The sequence below is a fragment of the Thalassospira profundimaris WP0211 genome (assembly GCF_000300275.1).
GTDB classification, from domain to species: Bacteria; Pseudomonadota; Alphaproteobacteria; order Rhodospirillales; family Thalassospiraceae; genus Thalassospira; species Thalassospira profundimaris.
Genome location: NZ_AMRN01000009.1, coordinates 38344 through 54791, shown reverse-complemented (window position 1 = coordinate 54791; position 16448 = coordinate 38344). Strand labels below are relative to the sequence as shown.

Here is a 16448-nt window from a genome sequence, read left to right as displayed (position 1 = left end):
CCCGAAACCATCGTCAAACTCCTTGTAAGGCGAAGACAACCATCTACGCTCACCGATGCGATCTAGCGGAATTGTCTCGGTGCCCAATATCCTCAAACGGAGAGGGGGCACGCACTTATCCCCTTATAATTAAATTGGAAAAAAGAAGTTCAACTTCAAGAACCCACTAGCATTCCATCAAAGATGCGTAATAAAGCGCAGAAATCCAGGCGTTTGACCAAGACAACCCGACAGCCTGAGGAATGAAGTTTGGAAGCGATTTCTTTTAATCTGCAGCGATCCGAAGCAGATCAGGTGATGGGTGATCGGTCATCGAAGACAGTTCGGCATAAGCCGGCGGCACCATCAATCGCACAGGATAGGGGGACAAGCTGATCTCGCACGGCAGTTTACCGGCACTTTCGCCGTCAATCTGAAGCGGGGCTGGTCCGCAATGACTGGTGATCGTGATGCGCTCCGCCCGAACCACCGAAACGTCACTTTGGGCATGCAACCGATTAAGCGTCAGTGCCAGACCATAACGTGACAAGGCCCCGATACCGTTGCCCGGCATCAGCACCACATCAAGGCTGTTGGCGGTCAGGCTGGCGTCGGGCGAAATGACAAATGCCCCGCCGTAATGTTGCGCATGGGTTACAACCACGCCCGACACCCGATAATTTTCCCGACCGATACTGACTTCAAAATCACGATGACGCGGGAAAAAGATGTTGCGAAGGCCTTCCAGAACATAGGCCCCCTTGCCAATCAGGCGTTTGAGGCGCAGCGAAACATTGGCAACCGTATCGGCATCGGCCCCCATGCCGACCATCAAAAAGAACGCCCGGCCATTAACCAGTCCCGGACGCACCCAGACCATGCCGGGATTGTTAATATAGTCGGCAATCGCGCGTGCCCGGATTTCAAGCCCAACCTCGACTGCCAGCACATTGGCCGTTCCAAGCGGGATAATGCCAAGTGGCGGGACCTCGTGCCCGTCAATCTGGGCATCAAGCAATCCGTTTAAGGCCTCATTCAGGGACCCGTCGCCTCCGGCAACAAACAAACGTTGATGGGCACGGACCTTGCGGGCCAGTTCGCGGGCGTGACCGGGATGGGTGGTTTGCAGCAACTCCACCTTGATGCCGGCATGTTGCAATATCTGGGATAAAAACCGCTGTTTATTGCCACCGGCACGTGGATTGAAGATGACAGTCACATCCGCATCGGTCATTTGGACCCACTTCCGAAATAAAAATGAAATAAATTTTTCACAGCACCTACCATATGAAATAAAACATGTAACAGTTGCTTTACAGAACTGCGAAATTTCTGTGAACGGGTTATATAATCGAACGATTTGTTTTAAACCGATACTGGCTTGGAACAGTATTCGGCAAGACAAACTGTCGAATTCCAGCCATCCTTTTGGCAGGATACGGAGGAGCGGCAATGACAGCGATGACGCTGCAACCGCATTACCGCACGGTCTGGATTTCAGACGTCCATCTGGGGACACGTGGATGTCAGGCAGACCTTCTATTGGATTTCCTCAATGAAGTGACGGCAGACACCTATTATCTGGTGGGTGACATTATTGACGGCTGGCGCCTTAAGAAAAGCTGGTACTGGCCGGAAAGTCATCATGCCGTGATCACGACAATCATGGAGAAGGCAAAGAATGGCGCCAAAGTCATCTTCGTCCCCGGGAACCATGATGAATTCGCCCGCGAGTTTGTCGATATGACTTTTGGCCATGTCGACGTTAAAATGAACGATATCCACGTCACCGCCGATGGCAAGCGCCTTTTGGTCATCCATGGCGACGAATTTGACGGGGTCGTCAAATATGCCAAGTGGCTGGCCTACCTTGGTGACACCGCCTACAACCTTGCCATCACGCTCAACCGCTATTTCAACGGCGTTCGCCGCCGCCTTGGTTACGGATACTGGTCGCTTTCGGCCTATCTTAAGAACCGGGTGAAGAACGCGGTTCAGTTCATCTGCAACTTTGAAAATGCCGTCGCCCACGAAGCCGCCAAACGCAAGGTGGATGGTGTGGTCTGCGGCCATATCCATCACGCCGAAAAACGCAAGATCGGTGATGTGCTTTATTGCAATGATGGTGACTGGGTTGAAAGCTGTACTGCCCTTGTCGAAGACAAGGAAGGCAAGCTTGAACTGCTGCACTGGGCCGAAATGCGCCAGATGGCGATGAGCCATTCAAGCCCTGGTCACGATGCGGCAAGCGCCCCGTCGCTTGGCCTTGGCAAATTGATTTCCATGTTTCGTATCGCCCATGAAGCGGGCAACTCTGCATCGGGCTCTTCGAAAAAGGGCAATGATGCACCGATTGGAAAGACTGCATGAAAATACTGATCGTAACCGATGCCTGGTATCCGCAGGTCAACGGTGTTGTCCGTACCCTTGAAACCGTACGGGGCGAGTTGGGCGAGATGGGACATGACGTTCATGTCATCTCGCCCGATCAGTTTAAAACCATCCCCTGCCCGACTTATCCGGAAATCCGGCTGGCGCTTTTTGCTAAACGCAAAATGGCCAAGATGATCGAGGCCCTTCATCCCGTCGCCATCCACATTTCCACCGAAGGCCCGCTGGGTCAGGCCGCACGGGCCTATTGCCTTAAGCGTGGCATTCCGTTTTCGACCGCCTATCACACGCGCTTCCCGGAATATATTCATGCCCGCTGGCGTCTGCCGCTTTCGATCCTTTATCGCGGCATGAAGCATTTCCACGGCAAATCACAATCCGTCATGGTTGCAACCGAAACCCTGCGTCAGGAACTGTCCAACTGGGGCTTTAACAACCTGCAAATCTGGTCACGCGGTGTCGATCTGGACCTGTTCCGCCCCCGACCAGACGCAAGCTTTGGCGATTTCCCAAAGCCGCACTGGCTGTTTGTTGGCCGGGTTGCGGTGGAAAAGAATATCGGCCATTTCCTGGATCTTGATCTGCCCGGCACAAAGTTTGTCGTTGGCGATGGCCCGCAGCTAAATGAGCTGAAGGGCAAATATCCCAACGCGCAGTTTCTCGGCAAAAAAATCGGTGAAGAACTGGCAACGGCCTTTGCCGCCGCCGACGTTTTTGTCTTCCCCAGCAAGACCGATACTTTCGGCCTTGTGATCCTTGAAGCCCTGGCATCGGGTACCCCGGTTGCCGTCTTCCCGGTTCAGGGACCAGCCGATATCGTGCGCGGCACCAAGGCTGGCGCCATTGATGCCGACCTGCGCGAGGCCGCCTTGGCGGCGTTGGAGCTTAAAAGTGACGATGCCCGCGCGTTGGCCGAACAATATAGCTGGCGCAACTCGGCCAACCAGTTCCTGCACAATCTGGCACCGTTTTCCGGTGGGTTTGATGGTGTTGAGGCAACCCGGATTTCACTGGATGACGCGGCAAATACCAGCACGGCAAAATCAACGGTCGCAGAACCGGATCACGCGCCTGAAACCGCGGCAGGCACGGCACCTGTTGAGCAACCAGCCCAATAGGCCGCACGCCTGATCAGCGATAAAGGCTTTTGCGCAAGGTGCGATATGCCCAAAGACCGTTGAGCGCATCCGTGCCCAGCCAGCGACGGAACGGGCGGAGCATCAGATAGACCGGGCGCAACAGCCTGATCACCTTGCGCAGCGGCACCATTTGCGGTGCGGTTTCGCCAGCGGCCTCGACATAGGCCTGCCATCCGGCACGCAGCAATTCCGGACGTTTTTTAAATTCACGCTGGATGGAAAAAACAAACAGCAAGATGTCGCGTGCCTGGGCATCAATCACCGGCATGCGGGCGTTCGGGTCTTCTTCGAAGTCGATAAAGCCGATCTGATGATCGTCGCGCAGTGTCATGTTGCGAAGCAACGGCGCACCATGCGCAACCCTTTCGCCATGCAATCTTGCCAAGGCCGCACCGGCGTCGACAACATGACGACGGATGGCATCATCATTGCCCTTGTCGACATCATCTTCGATGCAGGTTTTAAGGATGCGGCCATTATCGCCAATGGCAATCCAGTTTTCACCGACGTCAATCAGATCCGGGACCAACACACCAAGGGCGGCAAGCTTGCGCAAGGTCGCAGCCTCGCTTTCAAGGCCCTTTTGCCCGCCGGGCGATACGGTCGGGCGCAACAATGGAATACCGGTAATGTTGGCCGCAAAGCGCTGAACGCTGTGCCAGACTTTATGTTTGGCCGGAACTGCCTGTTTGACCCAAATGCGCCGGTTATCCCAGCGCAGCGGGAAAACCCGTGCACCGACACCTTGGGCCACAGTGCGTTCGACAAGTGCGTGGAGTTGCTCGTTCATTTATTTGTCTTATATGTCGCAGTTGGTAATCTGCTGTTATGCAGACCATTTTTGTGTCCGTTAAAGCGTCTCAGCAGCTTGCCGCCCTTGTCCGAGCGTGCTAGCAACAGCGCGAGTATTTTACTTTTATGATGCCGTATCCATAACGATAGTATCAATTCGATACAATCTGGAAATGGCGAAGAAGGCCGGGATCAAATCATTGCCAAAGAATTCGTTGGATCATACTGCAGAACACTGGGGTACCTGGCCGCTGGTCAAGCGTATCGTGCGAGATGCGGTTGCCCCCTATCTTGGCAAAATACTGCTTGCCCTTCTGTGCATGGCTCTGATGGCCGGGGCGACTGGCCTTTACGCGCTTTTGATGGATCCGATCATCAATGATGTTTTCATAAACAAGAAGGAAAACATGCTGGTCCCCGTCGGGGCAGCGGTTCTTGGCTCCTTTGCCCTCAAAGGCTTTGCCAACTATGGCCAGACGGTTTTGATGAGCTATGTCGGCGGGCGTATTCTGGCCGATCTGCAAAACAGCCTGTATGAGCACGTCATTCGCCTTGATATCGGCTTTTTCCACAGCACGAATACCGGCAAGCTGATCACGCGCTTTACCAACGACATCACCGCGATGCGCGCAGCAGTTTCAAACTCGCTGACCGGTTTTGGCAAAGACCTTCTGACCGCAACCGTCCTTGTCGGCGTCATGTTCTACAAGGACTGGTTGCTGGCGATCATCGCCTTTACCGTATTTCCCGCTGCGATCTATCCGATTGCGCGACTGGGTAAACGCATGCGCAAGGTATCTGCCAACACCCAGCAACAGATTGGCGAATTCGCCACCTTGCTTGAACAAACCTTCCAGGGCATTCGCCACGTGAAGGCATATGGCATGGAGCCCTATGAATGTTCACGCATGGGCAAGCTGGTTGAAACCGTTTTCAAACTGAGCTTCAAGGCCTCGACGGTTAGCGCGCGTTCCTCCCCCATCATGGAAACACTTGGTGGTGCAGCAATCACTGCGATCATCATTTATGGCGGCAACCGCGTGATCGACGGGGCAAGCGACCCCGGAAGCTTCTTTGCCTTTATCACGGCGTTGCTGCTGGCCTATGAGCCGGTCAAACGTCTGGCCAATATCAACATCACCTTGCAGCAAGGCCTTGCTGCGTCCCAGCGCGTCTTCACGGTTCTTGATATCGAACCTGAAATCAAGGACGCACCGGAAGCCAAGGAGCTCGCAGTTTCGGGTGGCAACATCAACTTCAAAAACGTTGCCTTTGCCTATACCCCTGAAATCACAGCACTGCGCGAGATTGATCTTGATATCAAGGCGGGCGAAACCGTGGCCCTTGTCGGCCCGTCGGGTGCGGGCAAATCGACCATCCTCAACCTGATCCCGCGTTTCTATGACATTGATCAGGGTGCCATCACCATTGATGGTCAGGATATCCGCAATGTGACGCTTGAAAGCCTGCGCAAGGCAACCGCACTTGTCAGCCAGGAAATCACCCTGTTTGACGATACGGTGCGTGCCAACATCGCCTATGGCCGCGCCGGGGCATCGGATGCCGAGATCGAACAAGCCGCACGTCAGGCCGCCGCCCACGACTTTATCGGACAGCTCCAACATGGCTATGACACGATTGTCGGCGAACATGGTGTGAAGCTGTCGGGTGGGCAGCGTCAGCGTATTGCGATTGCGCGCGCCATGCTGAAAAACGCGCCGATCCTGCTGCTTGATGAAGCGACCTCGGCCCTTGATACGGAATCCGAACGCCATATTCAGGGGGCTTTGGCCGAACTGATGAAAGGCCGGACGACCCTTGTGATTGCGCACCGTCTGTCGACCATCATTGATGCCGACAAGATTTGCGTCGTCAGCAATGGTCGCGTGACCGAACAGGGCAAACACGAAGAATTGCTAGCACTGGGAGGGGCTTATGCGCACCTCTATAACTTGCAATTCTCGGAAGAAAACGGAAACTGATCCGGACAACTTCGGGAATATCGGGCGTGCAGTGGCATAAACGGATCATAAAAAGCGATACAATGCGCAGCACGCTGTGCTGGCTGGCGGCGTTTTATGTGCGCCTGATGCGTGCCACAGGACGCTGGCGCACCAAAGGTGGTGACCATCCGGCCCACTACCTGACAGAAGGCAAACCGTTTATCGTTGCCTTCTGGCATCAACGCCTTTTGATGATGCCCTATACTTGGCGCTCGGTCGGTGGGGACCGCCCGTTTAACATGCTGATTTCATCGCATCGTGACGGGGAAATCATTTCTCGGACGATTGCACGCTTTGATATCAAGACCATCGCCGGATCGACCGGCAAGGGCAAAGGCGGTGCCGCGGCCCTGCGCCAGATTCTTAAGGCGCTGAAAGCTGGCGAAGTCGTCGGCATGACGCCAGATGGGCCACGCGGCCCCCGCATGCGGGCATCCGACGGGATCATTCAGGCCGCCCGCATGGCAGGTGTTCCGATTTTCCCGCTGACCTATTCGGCTTCCAACCGCAAGGTCATTCAAAGTTGGGATCGCTTCATTTTACCCCTGCCCTTTTCACGCGGTGTTTTTCACTGGGGCGATCCGATTTTTGTCGACCGCAAGCTTGATGACGAAGGCATGGAAGCCAAACGGATCGAGCTTGAAGACGCCCTGACCAGGCTCACCCAGGAAACTGATCGTGAACTTGGTCTTGCGGTGATCCCGCCTGCTGCGCCCGATGAACTGCCCAAGCAAAAGCGATCTGCCATCGCGGCGGGGGAAACCGGGTCATGAGCCTGTTTTACGCCTATCGCGCGGCAACCCGCCTGCTTGGTCCGGCGCTAAACCTTTATCTCAACCGTCGTAAAAACCGCGGCAAGGAAGACGCAGGGCGTATTGGTGAACGCTTTGGTCATCCGGGTGCGGCCCGTCCCAAAGGACATCTGGTGTGGATCCACGGGGCCAGTGTGGGGGAATCCCTGTCCGCCTTGCCGGTGATTGATGAGATCCGTCGTCTTTATCCGTCGGCATCCATTCTGGTGACAACTGGCACGGTCACATCGGCGACCATGATGCATGCTCGCTTGCCCAAGGGCGTCATTCACCAGTTCGTCCCGATTGACCGTCAGGTTTGTGTCGCGCGTTTCCTGCATCACTGGAAACCTGATGTCGCCCTTTGGCTTGAAAGCGACTTCTGGCCAAACCTTCTGACCAAGGCAAAGAAAGCCGGTGTAAGCCTTGCATTGCTCAATGGGCGCATTTCGGAAAAAAGCTTTAAGGGATACTCACGCTATCCGTCCTTTATCCGGCCGGTTATTTCCGCGTTTGATCTCATCCTGACCCAAAGCAGTGACGAAACCGCAAGATTTGAAAGTCTCGGGGCGACATCCGTCCGGGCTGTTGGCAATCTTAAATTTGCCGCCCCGCCCCTGCCCGCCGATGAAACTGATCTGGCCAAGCTTCAGGAACAGATTGGTCACCGTCCGGTCTGGCTCGCCTCAAGCACGTTTAAGGGCGAGGAGTATATTGCCGGTGGCGTTCACAAAAAACTCGCCCGCGATCATAGTGGTGTGCTGACCATCATCGTGCCGCGTCATCCCGACCGGGCCGATGATATTGAGGCCGATCTGGTCGCACAGGGCCTGCAGGTTTCGCGCCGAAGCCTCGGCCACGACATCACACCGGGCACTGATGTTTATCTTGCCGATACCATGGGTGAACTTGGCCTGTTTTACCGTATCGCGCCAATCGTCTTTATGGGCAAAACCCTGTCTGCCGGTGGCGGACAGAACCCGCTGGAACCGGCACGATTGAACTGCGCCATTTTGCACGGCCCGGATATGAGCAACTTTGCCGCGATCAGCGCCGAAATGCTGGCGAACGGTGCCTGCCGCCCGGTGACAGATGCGGATGATCTTGCACGACAGGTTGCCGCCCTGCTTCGCGACCCTGAGTCCGCAGGGAAAATCGCCAAAGCCGCACTTGATTACGCGAACTCCAAGGCCGAAGTGCTGGATCGAACGCTTGATGCCTTGCGCCCCTTGTTGGCGCAAAAGGGCATCGAGGAGGCCCGTGATGCGTGATCCGGAATTCTGGCAGCATGACGGGGTCATTCCCAAACTTCTAAGCCCGCTCTCGGCTGCTTGGCGGGCGGGCACCTGCTTTCGCAAACTGACAACCACGCCGCGCCATCCCGGCTGCCCGGTTTTCTGCGTCGGCAATTTCACCGTGGGTGGTGCGGGCAAAACCCCGACTGCGGTCGCACTTTACAATCTTCTGACAGGCCTTGGCCGCACGCCGCATTTCGTCAGCCGCGGCCATGGCGGATCGCTTGAAGGCCCGCACCGCGTCAATCCGGGCGTTGATACGGCCGACAAAGTTGGTGACGAACCACTTTTGCTGGCCCAGCATGGCCCGGCTTGGATTTCACGCAACCGTGCCCTTGGCGCCGAAATGGCAGTTGATGCCGGTGCCAATGCGATCATTCTTGATGACGGATTGCAAAATCCAACCCTGATCAAGGATTGCAGTTTTGCTGTGATCGACAGCAACTATGGCATTGGCAATGGCCGCGTCATGCCCGCCGGCCCCATGCGCGAACCCCTGATCAGCGGCCTTGAAAAAGTGCGTGCCATCATTCTGATCGGCGATCAGACACCAGACTTCATTACTCGCCTTCCAGCCTCGGTTCCGGTTTTGCGGGCTGTGGTCGCGCCAATCAACGGGGCGGATTTTGATCAGGCCCGCGTTCTGGCCTTTGCCGGCATTGGCCACCCTGCCAAGTTCTATGACAGTCTTCGCCAAGCTGGGGCACATATCGTCCAAACGCATGATTTTTCAGATCATCACCCTTTTACCCCGCAGGAACTTGTCGCTTTGCGTGCCGAGGCCGCAAGGCTTGATGCCAGACTTGTCACCACGCAGAAAGATCTCATGCGCTTGCCAATGACGGAACGGGACGGCATAAGCAGTCTCGATATTCGTCTGGTGTTTGAGGCACCAGAACAGCTCGCCAAAATCGTGACGTCAGTGCTTGCCGATGGATAAAAACAGCCAAATTTACAAAATGCGTCAGAAATACATCTCCCACCCGCTTCAGGGGTTCGGCGCGTATCTGGCCTATTGGATGTTTGCCCTGTTGCCGATTGATGTCGCGTCAAACTTTGGCGGTTGGCTTCTGCGGACCCTTGGCCCCAAGGTCGGCCAAACCAAAAAGGCCCGCAATAATCTGATAGCAGCGTTTCCGGAAAAATCTGCGGACGAAATCCAACAGATCATCATTGGCATGTGGGACAACCTTGGTCGGTCTCTCGGTGAAATTCCGCATCTGCATAAAATGCGTCCGGGTGGCCCGCGCATAGAGGTGGTCGGGATCGAGAATGGCCGTCTCGCAGAGAACGGCGAAAATCCGGGGCTGTATTTCAGTGGGCATATCGGCAACTGGGAAGTCGCGATGTCAATTCCAACGGCTCTTGATCGGGATATGATGTGTGTCTATCGGGCACCTGACAACCCTTGGGTCGACAACCTTTTCATACGCGCCCGAAAAATGTTCCGCGGCGAACTGGTCAAAAAAGGCCCGGATGGCGCACGCAAACTCACCCGCTTTCTGAAAGAAGGTGGCAGTGCCTGCATGCTTGTCGATCAGAAAATGGCAGATGGCATCGCTGTGCCTTTCTTTGGCCGGGATGCAATGACAGCACCAGCCTTGGCACAATTTTCGATCAAGTATGATGCGCCGGTTATCCCTGTACGTGTTGAACGTCTGAACGGTGCGCATTTCAGAATGACATTCTATCCGGCCCTTGATGTTCCCAAAACCGGTGACCGGCATGCCGACATTCTGGCAATCATGACAGAGGTCAACGCTGTCATGGAATCCTGGATCCGAGAGCGTCCAGAACAATGGCTTTGGCTGCATCGCCGCTGGCCGAAGTGACTTCCCCAACCGACCTTCCCCAAAGACCATTAACCGAATAGGAACTCTGTTGACGCAGAATGGCCGTCCATTGCCTTTGGAACGCGTCTTCGGAGCCCCTCTTTCTTGCGTCGTTTGCTGATCATTTTGTCCCTTATCCTTGCCGGATCGATCTTTGTCGCCTGGCCGACCATGGCGCTTGACCAGAATGATACGACCATTCGGGAAACAGCGCGTGATATCCGGCTGCGCATTTCCGAACTTGATCAGCAACTCAAGGAACATCTGCGCCGCGTGCTCCTAGAATTTGGCAACCGACAAGTGGAATGCATATCCGATCAACCGCGAAAATCCTTGTCGCAATGTATCGAGGATGACGCGCGCGACCTTACCCGTACAACCATTACAATCGCGTCGGCCGGGCAAGATGGCCCGGATCTCCTTGATGATCTGGCCGATACCGAAGAACGCTTTGCCTTGTTTACGCGCGAAATGAACAAGACCAACGATCTTCTCGCACGCGCCGGAGCCAAGCTTTATCTCAGCAGTCTTGATGTTGCACCGGAAATGGATCAGTTACGTCGCGATGTGATCGTCTATATCGAACGCAAGCAGGCCTATGAATTGCGCACCAAACAGGCCCTGTTGATTGCAACCGTTGCCATCATTCTGATTGCGATTTTTTCCCTGATTTTCGCCGTCATTCAGCGTTTCAGATAAGCTGAACCGCCTTATTTGCCTGGTCAGATAACGATCTGATGACCATTCCGCCGTCCATCGCCGATGGCCGACAGGGCCTTGCCATCGTCACCAACCTTGGCAGCATGCACCCCGCCAAAGAACATATCCTCGCAATCCCAACGCTGCTGATTGGCAAGGCTGAGACCATCCAGCAATGCCCCATCGAATCCAGGCTCGACCGATAAAAGATCCTCTTCGACATGCATGCGCGGTGCCGATATCGCGCCGTGCAAGGTCATGTCGAACGCATCGATATTGAGCAACACCTGCAGCATGGTGGATCGAATGCGGTTTGATCCACCCGACCCCAGCGCGATAGATGCCCCATCCTGGCCAAGGTAAAGCGCCGGGGTCATCATCGATGTCATGCGAACCCCGCAGGGCCAATTGTGAAATCCCTCAGGCGACAGATCGGCCTCACCCAGCATGTTGTTCATCATGATCCCGGTGCCCGGCACAACCCGCCCAGACGTCGATCCGTTTGAAATCGTTGCCGCCGCAAGATTACCCTGCGCATCCACGACCGAGATATGCGTGGTTCCCTGCTGACTAAGCGGACGTTCACCGATGATTGAGCGATAGCGTTCACAAAGCTCGTCCCCCAAGATGGCGGGACTGGCACCATGTTCGCCACGCGCAAGGCCCGTGGCATGAATGATCCGCGATATCGCTTCCAGATGCCGCTCGGACCCAAAGCCGCCCAAAGCCATTTCGCGCGCAAGCTTGAGCCCAAACCCGACCAGAACCCCGCCAGATGCGGGCGGCGGGTTCAGGACAAACCGCCCCTTGCGACCGGATACCAGTAACGGGTCGCGCACCAGCACGCGATAGGCCGCCAGATCCTGTGCCGTCAGATAGCCGCCATGGTCAGCACATGCGCTTACAAGCGCCTTACCGATATCACCTTGGTAAAATCCATCTGCCCCGTTCTGGGCGAGATACTCAATACTGTCCGCCAGATCAGGTTGAAGGTGCAATACCCCTGCATCAGGCAGTTCAAAGTCATCGGCACCGGTTTTGCCAGCCTTGCCAAACGCTTTCCGGCTGTCGCGGGAAAAACCCAAAAGCGGCGCGACAATCCCCATCACATAGCGTTGAAAGGCATCAAGTTCGACGCCATCGCGTGCCGCACGGATCGCCGGTTCCGCCAGTTTTACCATCGGCAGTTTGGCAAGATCGTCATGGGCGGCAAAAAGCCCCGCCACCACACCCGGCGTTGCCACCGAACCATAGCCACCATGGAATTCCTGGGTCACGCCACCGGCAAAGGTCGCAAGGCGGCTTTCAAATTCAAGGTTTTCACGCGATCTTTTTTCAAGCGGCGTTTCGACAAAGAAATCATACAGCCGTGGCGTCTGCCCGGCGGGCCGCGCCATCACAAACCCACCACCACCAAGCGATGCCAGAACCGGCTCCGCCACACAGGCCGCCCACATCGCGGCGATCACCGCGTCAAAGGCATTGCCACCAGCGTCAAGCACACGGGCGGCTGCATCTGCGGTAACGGCATGTCCTGCGGCAACGGCCCCGTGGGTTTTCATGGCTTATGTTTCCCGTTACTGACTGGCGTTTGCGGTCTTTTGTGCTTCTTCCATCGGTGGCACCAGCAACTGGGCATCGACCCGTGCCGCCCCGACATTGACCCGCCAATCCAGATGCGGCCCGGTCGCACGACCTGATTCACCGATTTTGCCGATCAGATCGCCTTGGCTCACCACATCACCAACTTTCACATCAATTTCCGACAGATGCAAAAACGCCGACACAACACCAAGCCCATGATCGATAAACAGTGTCGCACCGGAAAAATACATATCGGGGTGTGCCAGCGTCACAATACCATCCGCCGGGGCCACAACCGGGCTTCCGGTCGGAAGGGCGATATCAACGCCCCAATGCGGTGCACGCGGTTCGCCATTCAAAATACGTTGCGATCCATAAACCCCGCTGATCGGACCAATGGCGGGCCAGATAAAGCCGTTTTTCAGGAAGTTCTCGGTAAACCGTTCGGTGCGCGCTTCACGGGCCTGGCGTGAATCATCCTGAATGCGGCTGATAACTTCCGGATCGGGCGTCACCATTTTGGGTGCCAGCCCGTCTATGCGCTGAACGTTGAATTCACGATCACCGATCTCGTAACTGAACGCCTCGACACTGCCATCGGCATGCCGGATGCTGACCCGTGCCGGGCCCTCGTAATCGCGCGGGAACCCCAAAACAAACCGGCCATCGGGTGCGATGGTATCAATTGCCGCGTCATCCAGCAGCACTTCCGATCCGGCATCGGTTTGCCCGAACACAATACCGCCCTGAACAAACTGCCCCTGATAGGTCGGCTCGGCCGCCTGTGCCGAAAGACCAACCGCCAAAAGGCCCGCTGCGGCCAGCATGCCAGAAATCGTCACACGCATTACAGAAGGCTCCCTTGTCTGTCATCATCTTTGGGGGGTGGATTTTTCTTCTTCGCCGGTTTTGGTTTGGCAGCCTTTTCTGGCGTGGATGGGGCAGTGTTTTGTGCTGCGATGTTAGCGCTATCATCCCCGCCCTTCTGCGGTTTTGACGTCGCAACACCTTCGCCCGCCGTCACCGGCGTAATGCCATCGCCCATCTCAAGATCATAGGTCTGACCTGTGACGAGATCGGACGATTTTCCAACAAGGTTGCCGTTCCCGTCGCGTACCACCGCGAACCCGCGTTTCAACACATTGCGATAGGAATAGCTTTCCAAAAGCCGGTCATAGCGGGCAAGTCCCTCTGCCTCGCGGTTAAGCGTATTGCGAACCGCGCCCTGCAAACGTGTGCCCAGATCAATGATCTGTTTGTCGGCACGGGCAATGTCGCGTTTGGCGTCACTGGGCCGAAGGCCCGCAGTTGCCCGATCAAGGCGGGATTTCTGCATCTGAAGCGCGGATTTCATCGCACCATCCAGACGCAATGCCGCGTTTTCCAGACGTCCGCGCTTTTCTGAAAGCTGTTCACGCGGGCTGACCAGTCGTGCACTGGCCTCGTTCAGGCGGGCACGCGCCTGCTGCGTGACATTGACCGCCGCACGCGGCAAACGATCCGCCCAGTTATCAAGCGTCTGGCTGCGCTCCTCGAGCATGCGTTTGGGATCGCCCAAACCACGCGCCAGACTTTCAAGCGCCGTTTTCTTTTCAACGCCCAAACGCCGGACGGCTTGCGCCAGACGAAGACCATCTTCCTCGACCTGACCAATCAGCTCAACCCGGACCGGAACGGCCTTTTCCGCCGCCCCGGTGGGCGTCGGTGCCCGCAGGTCCGAAACAAAATCGATCAGGGTGGTGTCGGTTTCATGGCCGACCGCCGAAATTACCGGAATATCAGACTCGGCCACCGCGCGGGCAACGACTTCCTCGTTAAACGACCACAGATCTTCAAGTGACCCACCACCGCGCGCAACGATCAACACATCCGGGCGCGGGATCTGGCCATAGGGCAGAAGATCATTAAAGCCCCGCACGGCTTCGGCCACCTGTTCGGCGGCTCCTTGCCCCTGCACGAGTACTGGCCACAATAAAACCCGGCGCGGAAAACGATCGCGCAGGCGATGCATAATATCGCGGATCACGGCACCCGTGGGCGATGTAACAATGCCGATAACATCGGGAAGGAACGGGATCGGTTTTTTGCGGTCGGGATCAAAAAGCCCTTCGGCGGCGAGTTTCTTTTTGCGTTCTTCCAGAAGCTTTAAAAGCGCGCCTTCGCCCGCGACTTCCATCGTCTCGATGACGATCTGGTATTTTGATCGGCCCGGAAATGTTGTGAGCCGCCCGGTAACGATGACTTCCATGCCGTCTTCGGGCACAAGGCCAAGTTTGGCCGCCTGCCCGCGCCAGCACACGCCATCAATCACCGCCTTGTCGTCTTTCAACGCAAGGTACATATGCCCGCTGCTGGCGCGTTTGAACCCGGAAATTTCGCCGCGCACCCGCACGAACGAAAACGCATCCTCCACGGTCCGCTTCAGTGCGTTTGACAGGTCGGAAACCGAAAATTCGGGTGCATTTCCCGATTTTACGGGCGTTTCGGGAACCGGGGCATAAGGGTCGAACAAATCTTGCGTCATCAAGGGTACTTTATGCTAAAAGCCCGCCTAATAATTTTGCGGGGTGGCAATTGGGTCTAGCCTAGTTCATCGCGCATGGACCATCAAGCAATCGGACAAGTCGAAGGATAAAGTCATGAAGGTTCTGGTCGTTGGCGGCGGCGGACGTGAACACGCATTGTGCTGGGCAATTGCGCGCAGCCCGCGCATTTCCAAACTGTGGTGTGCACCGGGCAATGCCGGTATCGCGGATTCGGCCGAATGCGTTGCGATTTCCGATAGCGACATTGATGGTCTGGTAAATTTTGCCAAGAACAACGCGGTCGATCTGGTCGTTGTCGGCCCCGAAGCCCCGCTGGTGGCGGGCCTTGTCGATGCACTGGATGCCGTGGGCATCAAATCATTCGGCTGTTCCAAGGCAGCCGCCCAGCTTGAAGGCTCCAAGGGCTTCATGAAGGACATGGTGGCAAAGTTCGGTGTGCCGACCGCTGCCTATGGCCGCTTCACCGATCCCAAAGACGCCAAGGCGTTTGTCGAAAAACAGGGCGCACCAATTGTGGTCAAGACCGATGGCCTGGCCGCTGGCAAGGGTGTGACCATTTGTATGACAAATGAAGAAGCCTTTGCCGCGATTGAAGAATGCATGGTCGGCGGCAAGTTTGGCGATGCTGGCGCAGAAATCGTGATTGAGGAATTCCTCAAAGGTGAGGAAGCCTCATTTTTTGCCGTATGTGATGGTAAAAACGTCATTCCGCTGGTCGCAGCCCAGGATCACAAGGCGGTTGGCGAAGGCGATACCGGCCCCAATACCGGCGGCATGGGTGCATACTCCCCGGCTCCGGTCTTTACCGATGCGGTCGAAGCCAAGGTCATGGATCAGATCATCATCCCGACCGTCAAGGGCATGGCCAATGAAGGCCATCCGTTCAAGGGGGTTTTGTTTGCCGGTCTGATGATTGATGACGCAGGCCACCCGAAACTGATCGAATACAACATTCGTTTTGGTGACCCGGAATGTCAGGTGCTGATGACCCGTTTGAAATCAGACGTGCTTGATATCCTGGACGGGGCAGCCACCGGCACGCTCGATAAAGTCAAACCGGAATGGCACGATGAAACCGCGATGGTCGTTGTCATGGCCGCCAAGGGGTATCCGGGATCCTACGAAAAAGGCACCGAGATCAAAAACGTCCCGGCGGCGGACGCCATGGACAAGGTCAAAGTCCTGCATGCCGGTACCAAGATGGATGGCGACAAGCTGGTTGCGACCGGTGGCCGCGTTCTTGGTGTGACCGCACGCGGTGCGACGGTGACCGAAACCCAGAAACGCGCCTATGAGGCGGTTGATGCAATTGATTGGGATGGTGGTTTCTGCCGCCGCGATATCGGCTGGCGCGCGGTTGCCCGCGAACAGGGCTAAGCTGCAAGCAGACCAAGCTA

General features: G+C 56.1%; 14 protein-coding genes. 9 read left to right on the top strand and 5 right to left on the bottom strand.

All coding sequences use genetic code 11. The features are described 5' to 3' along the window. Positions 1-265: 265 nt before the first annotated feature. On the bottom strand, positions 266-1213 hold the full coding sequence (locus TH2_RS16280) for a diacylglycerol/lipid kinase family protein (protein ID WP_008891534.1): 948 nt from the start codon (positions 1211-1213) through the stop codon (positions 266-268). 218 nt (positions 1214-1431) lie between these two features. Between TH2_RS16280 and TH2_RS16275 the strand changes: the two genes are divergently transcribed. Both TH2_RS16275 and TH2_RS16270 read left to right on the top strand, forming a co-directional pair. Then, positions 1432-2349: a UDP-2,3-diacylglucosamine diphosphatase gene (locus TH2_RS16275; protein WP_008891533.1), complete on the top strand. Its 918-nt coding sequence runs from the start codon at positions 1432-1434 to the stop codon at positions 2347-2349. After that, positions 2346-3488 carry a glycosyltransferase family 4 protein gene (locus TH2_RS16270; protein ID WP_008891532.1) on the top strand — a complete coding sequence of 381 codons (1143 nt, stop codon included), beginning with the start codon at positions 2346-2348 and terminating at the stop codon, positions 3486-3488. Before TH2_RS16275 ends, TH2_RS16270 begins: the two co-directional genes overlap by 4 nt. A gap of 13 nt (positions 3489-3501) precedes the next feature. On the opposite strand, the gene TH2_RS20620 is transcribed toward TH2_RS16270, so the two are convergent. Beyond that, the gene (locus tag TH2_RS20620; protein WP_008891531.1) at positions 3502-4299 is read right to left on the bottom strand and encodes a BUD32 family EKC/KEOPS complex subunit; all 798 of its coding nucleotides are present in this window, start codon (positions 4297-4299) and stop codon (positions 3502-3504) included. A 175-nt stretch (positions 4300-4474) separates the two neighbouring features. Between TH2_RS20620 and TH2_RS16260 the strand changes: the two genes are divergently transcribed. The 6 genes from TH2_RS16260 to TH2_RS16235 all read left to right on the top strand — a co-directional run bounded on the left by TH2_RS16260 (position 4475) and on the right by TH2_RS16235 (position 10921). Next, complete coding sequence (locus tag TH2_RS16260; RefSeq protein WP_008891530.1) at positions 4475-6283, top strand: ABC transporter ATP-binding protein; 1809 nt, start codon at positions 4475-4477, stop codon at positions 6281-6283. A gap of 62 nt (positions 6284-6345) precedes the next feature. Further along, positions 6346-7077 carry a lysophospholipid acyltransferase family protein gene (locus TH2_RS16255; protein ID WP_008891529.1) on the top strand — a complete coding sequence of 244 codons (732 nt, stop codon included), beginning with the start codon at positions 6346-6348 and terminating at the stop codon, positions 7075-7077. Next, entirely contained in the window at positions 7074-8366 is a 1293-nt protein-coding gene (locus TH2_RS16250; protein WP_008891528.1) for a 3-deoxy-D-manno-octulosonic acid transferase, read from the top strand. Before TH2_RS16255 ends, TH2_RS16250 begins: the two co-directional genes overlap by 4 nt. Further along, positions 8359-9330 (top strand): tetraacyldisaccharide 4'-kinase, encoded by a 972-nt coding sequence (lpxK, locus tag TH2_RS16245; protein WP_008891527.1) that lies wholly within the window; start codon positions 8359-8361, stop codon positions 9328-9330. Before TH2_RS16250 ends, lpxK begins: the two co-directional genes overlap by 8 nt. Beyond that, positions 9323-10222, top strand: a complete 900-nt coding sequence (locus TH2_RS16240; protein ID WP_008891526.1) for an LpxL/LpxP family acyltransferase — start codon at positions 9323-9325, stop codon at positions 10220-10222. The genes lpxK and TH2_RS16240 overlap by 8 nt, the downstream gene beginning before the upstream one ends. A 105-nt stretch (positions 10223-10327) precedes the next feature. Then, on the top strand, positions 10328-10921 hold the full coding sequence (locus TH2_RS16235) for a hypothetical protein (protein WP_008891525.1): 594 nt from the start codon (positions 10328-10330) through the stop codon (positions 10919-10921). Between the two features lie 23 nt (positions 10922-10944). Here the strand turns inward: TH2_RS16235 and TH2_RS16230 are convergent, their stop codons facing one another. From TH2_RS16230 to xseA, 3 genes are read right to left on the bottom strand one after another with little or no spacing between them, the layout of a single operon-like run. Next, positions 10945-12483, bottom strand: coding sequence for a gamma-glutamyltransferase family protein (locus tag TH2_RS16230; protein ID WP_008891524.1), 1539 nt, complete (start codon positions 12481-12483; stop codon positions 10945-10947). A gap of 15 nt (positions 12484-12498) precedes the next feature. After that, positions 12499-13353: a M23 family metallopeptidase gene (locus TH2_RS16225; protein WP_008891523.1), complete on the bottom strand. Its 855-nt coding sequence runs from the start codon at positions 13351-13353 to the stop codon at positions 12499-12501. Further along, positions 13353-15029 carry an exodeoxyribonuclease VII large subunit gene (gene xseA, locus TH2_RS16220; protein WP_008891522.1) on the bottom strand — a complete coding sequence of 559 codons (1677 nt, stop codon included), beginning with the start codon at positions 15027-15029 and terminating at the stop codon, positions 13353-13355. Before xseA ends, TH2_RS16225 begins: the two co-directional genes overlap by 1 nt. Before the next feature lie 115 nt (positions 15030-15144). Here xseA and purD point away from each other — a divergent pair, with 115 nt between their 5' ends. Continuing rightward, positions 15145-16428, top strand: coding sequence for a phosphoribosylamine--glycine ligase (gene purD, locus TH2_RS16215; RefSeq protein WP_008891521.1), 1284 nt, complete (start codon positions 15145-15147; stop codon positions 16426-16428). Positions 16429-16448 lie beyond the last annotated feature (20 nt).

Bases quoted from the DNA above. Each gene is read 5' to 3' on its own strand.
- TH2_RS16230 (WP_008891524.1), bottom strand. From the start codon at position 12,483: ATGAAAACCCACGGGGCCGTTGCCGCAGGACATGCCGTTACCGCAGAT.
- xseA (WP_008891522.1), bottom strand. From the start codon at position 15,029: ATGACGCAAGATTTGTTCGACCCTTATGCCCCGGTTCCCGAAACGCCC.
- purD (WP_008891521.1), top strand. From the start codon at position 15,145: ATGAAGGTTCTGGTCGTTGGCGGCGGCGGACGTGAACACGCATTGTGC.
- TH2_RS16225 (WP_008891523.1), bottom strand. From the start codon at position 13,353: ATGCGTGTGACGATTTCTGGCATGCTGGCCGCAGCGGGCCTTTTGGCG.
- TH2_RS16240 (WP_008891526.1), top strand. From the start codon at position 9,323: ATGGATAAAAACAGCCAAATTTACAAAATGCGTCAGAAATACATCTCC.
- TH2_RS16275 (WP_008891533.1), top strand. From the start codon at position 1,432: ATGACAGCGATGACGCTGCAACCGCATTACCGCACGGTCTGGATTTCA.
- TH2_RS16255 (WP_008891529.1), top strand. From the start codon at position 6,346: ATGCGCAGCACGCTGTGCTGGCTGGCGGCGTTTTATGTGCGCCTGATG.
- TH2_RS16280 (WP_008891534.1), bottom strand. From the start codon at position 1,213: ATGACCGATGCGGATGTGACTGTCATCTTCAATCCACGTGCCGGTGGC.
- TH2_RS20620 (WP_008891531.1), bottom strand. From the start codon at position 4,299: ATGAACGAGCAACTCCACGCACTTGTCGAACGCACTGTGGCCCAAGGT.
- TH2_RS16250 (WP_008891528.1), top strand. From the start codon at position 7,074: ATGAGCCTGTTTTACGCCTATCGCGCGGCAACCCGCCTGCTTGGTCCG.
- TH2_RS16260 (WP_008891530.1), top strand. From the start codon at position 4,475: ATGGCGAAGAAGGCCGGGATCAAATCATTGCCAAAGAATTCGTTGGAT.
- TH2_RS16270 (WP_008891532.1), top strand. From the start codon at position 2,346: ATGAAAATACTGATCGTAACCGATGCCTGGTATCCGCAGGTCAACGGT.
- lpxK (WP_008891527.1), top strand. From the start codon at position 8,359: ATGCGTGATCCGGAATTCTGGCAGCATGACGGGGTCATTCCCAAACTT.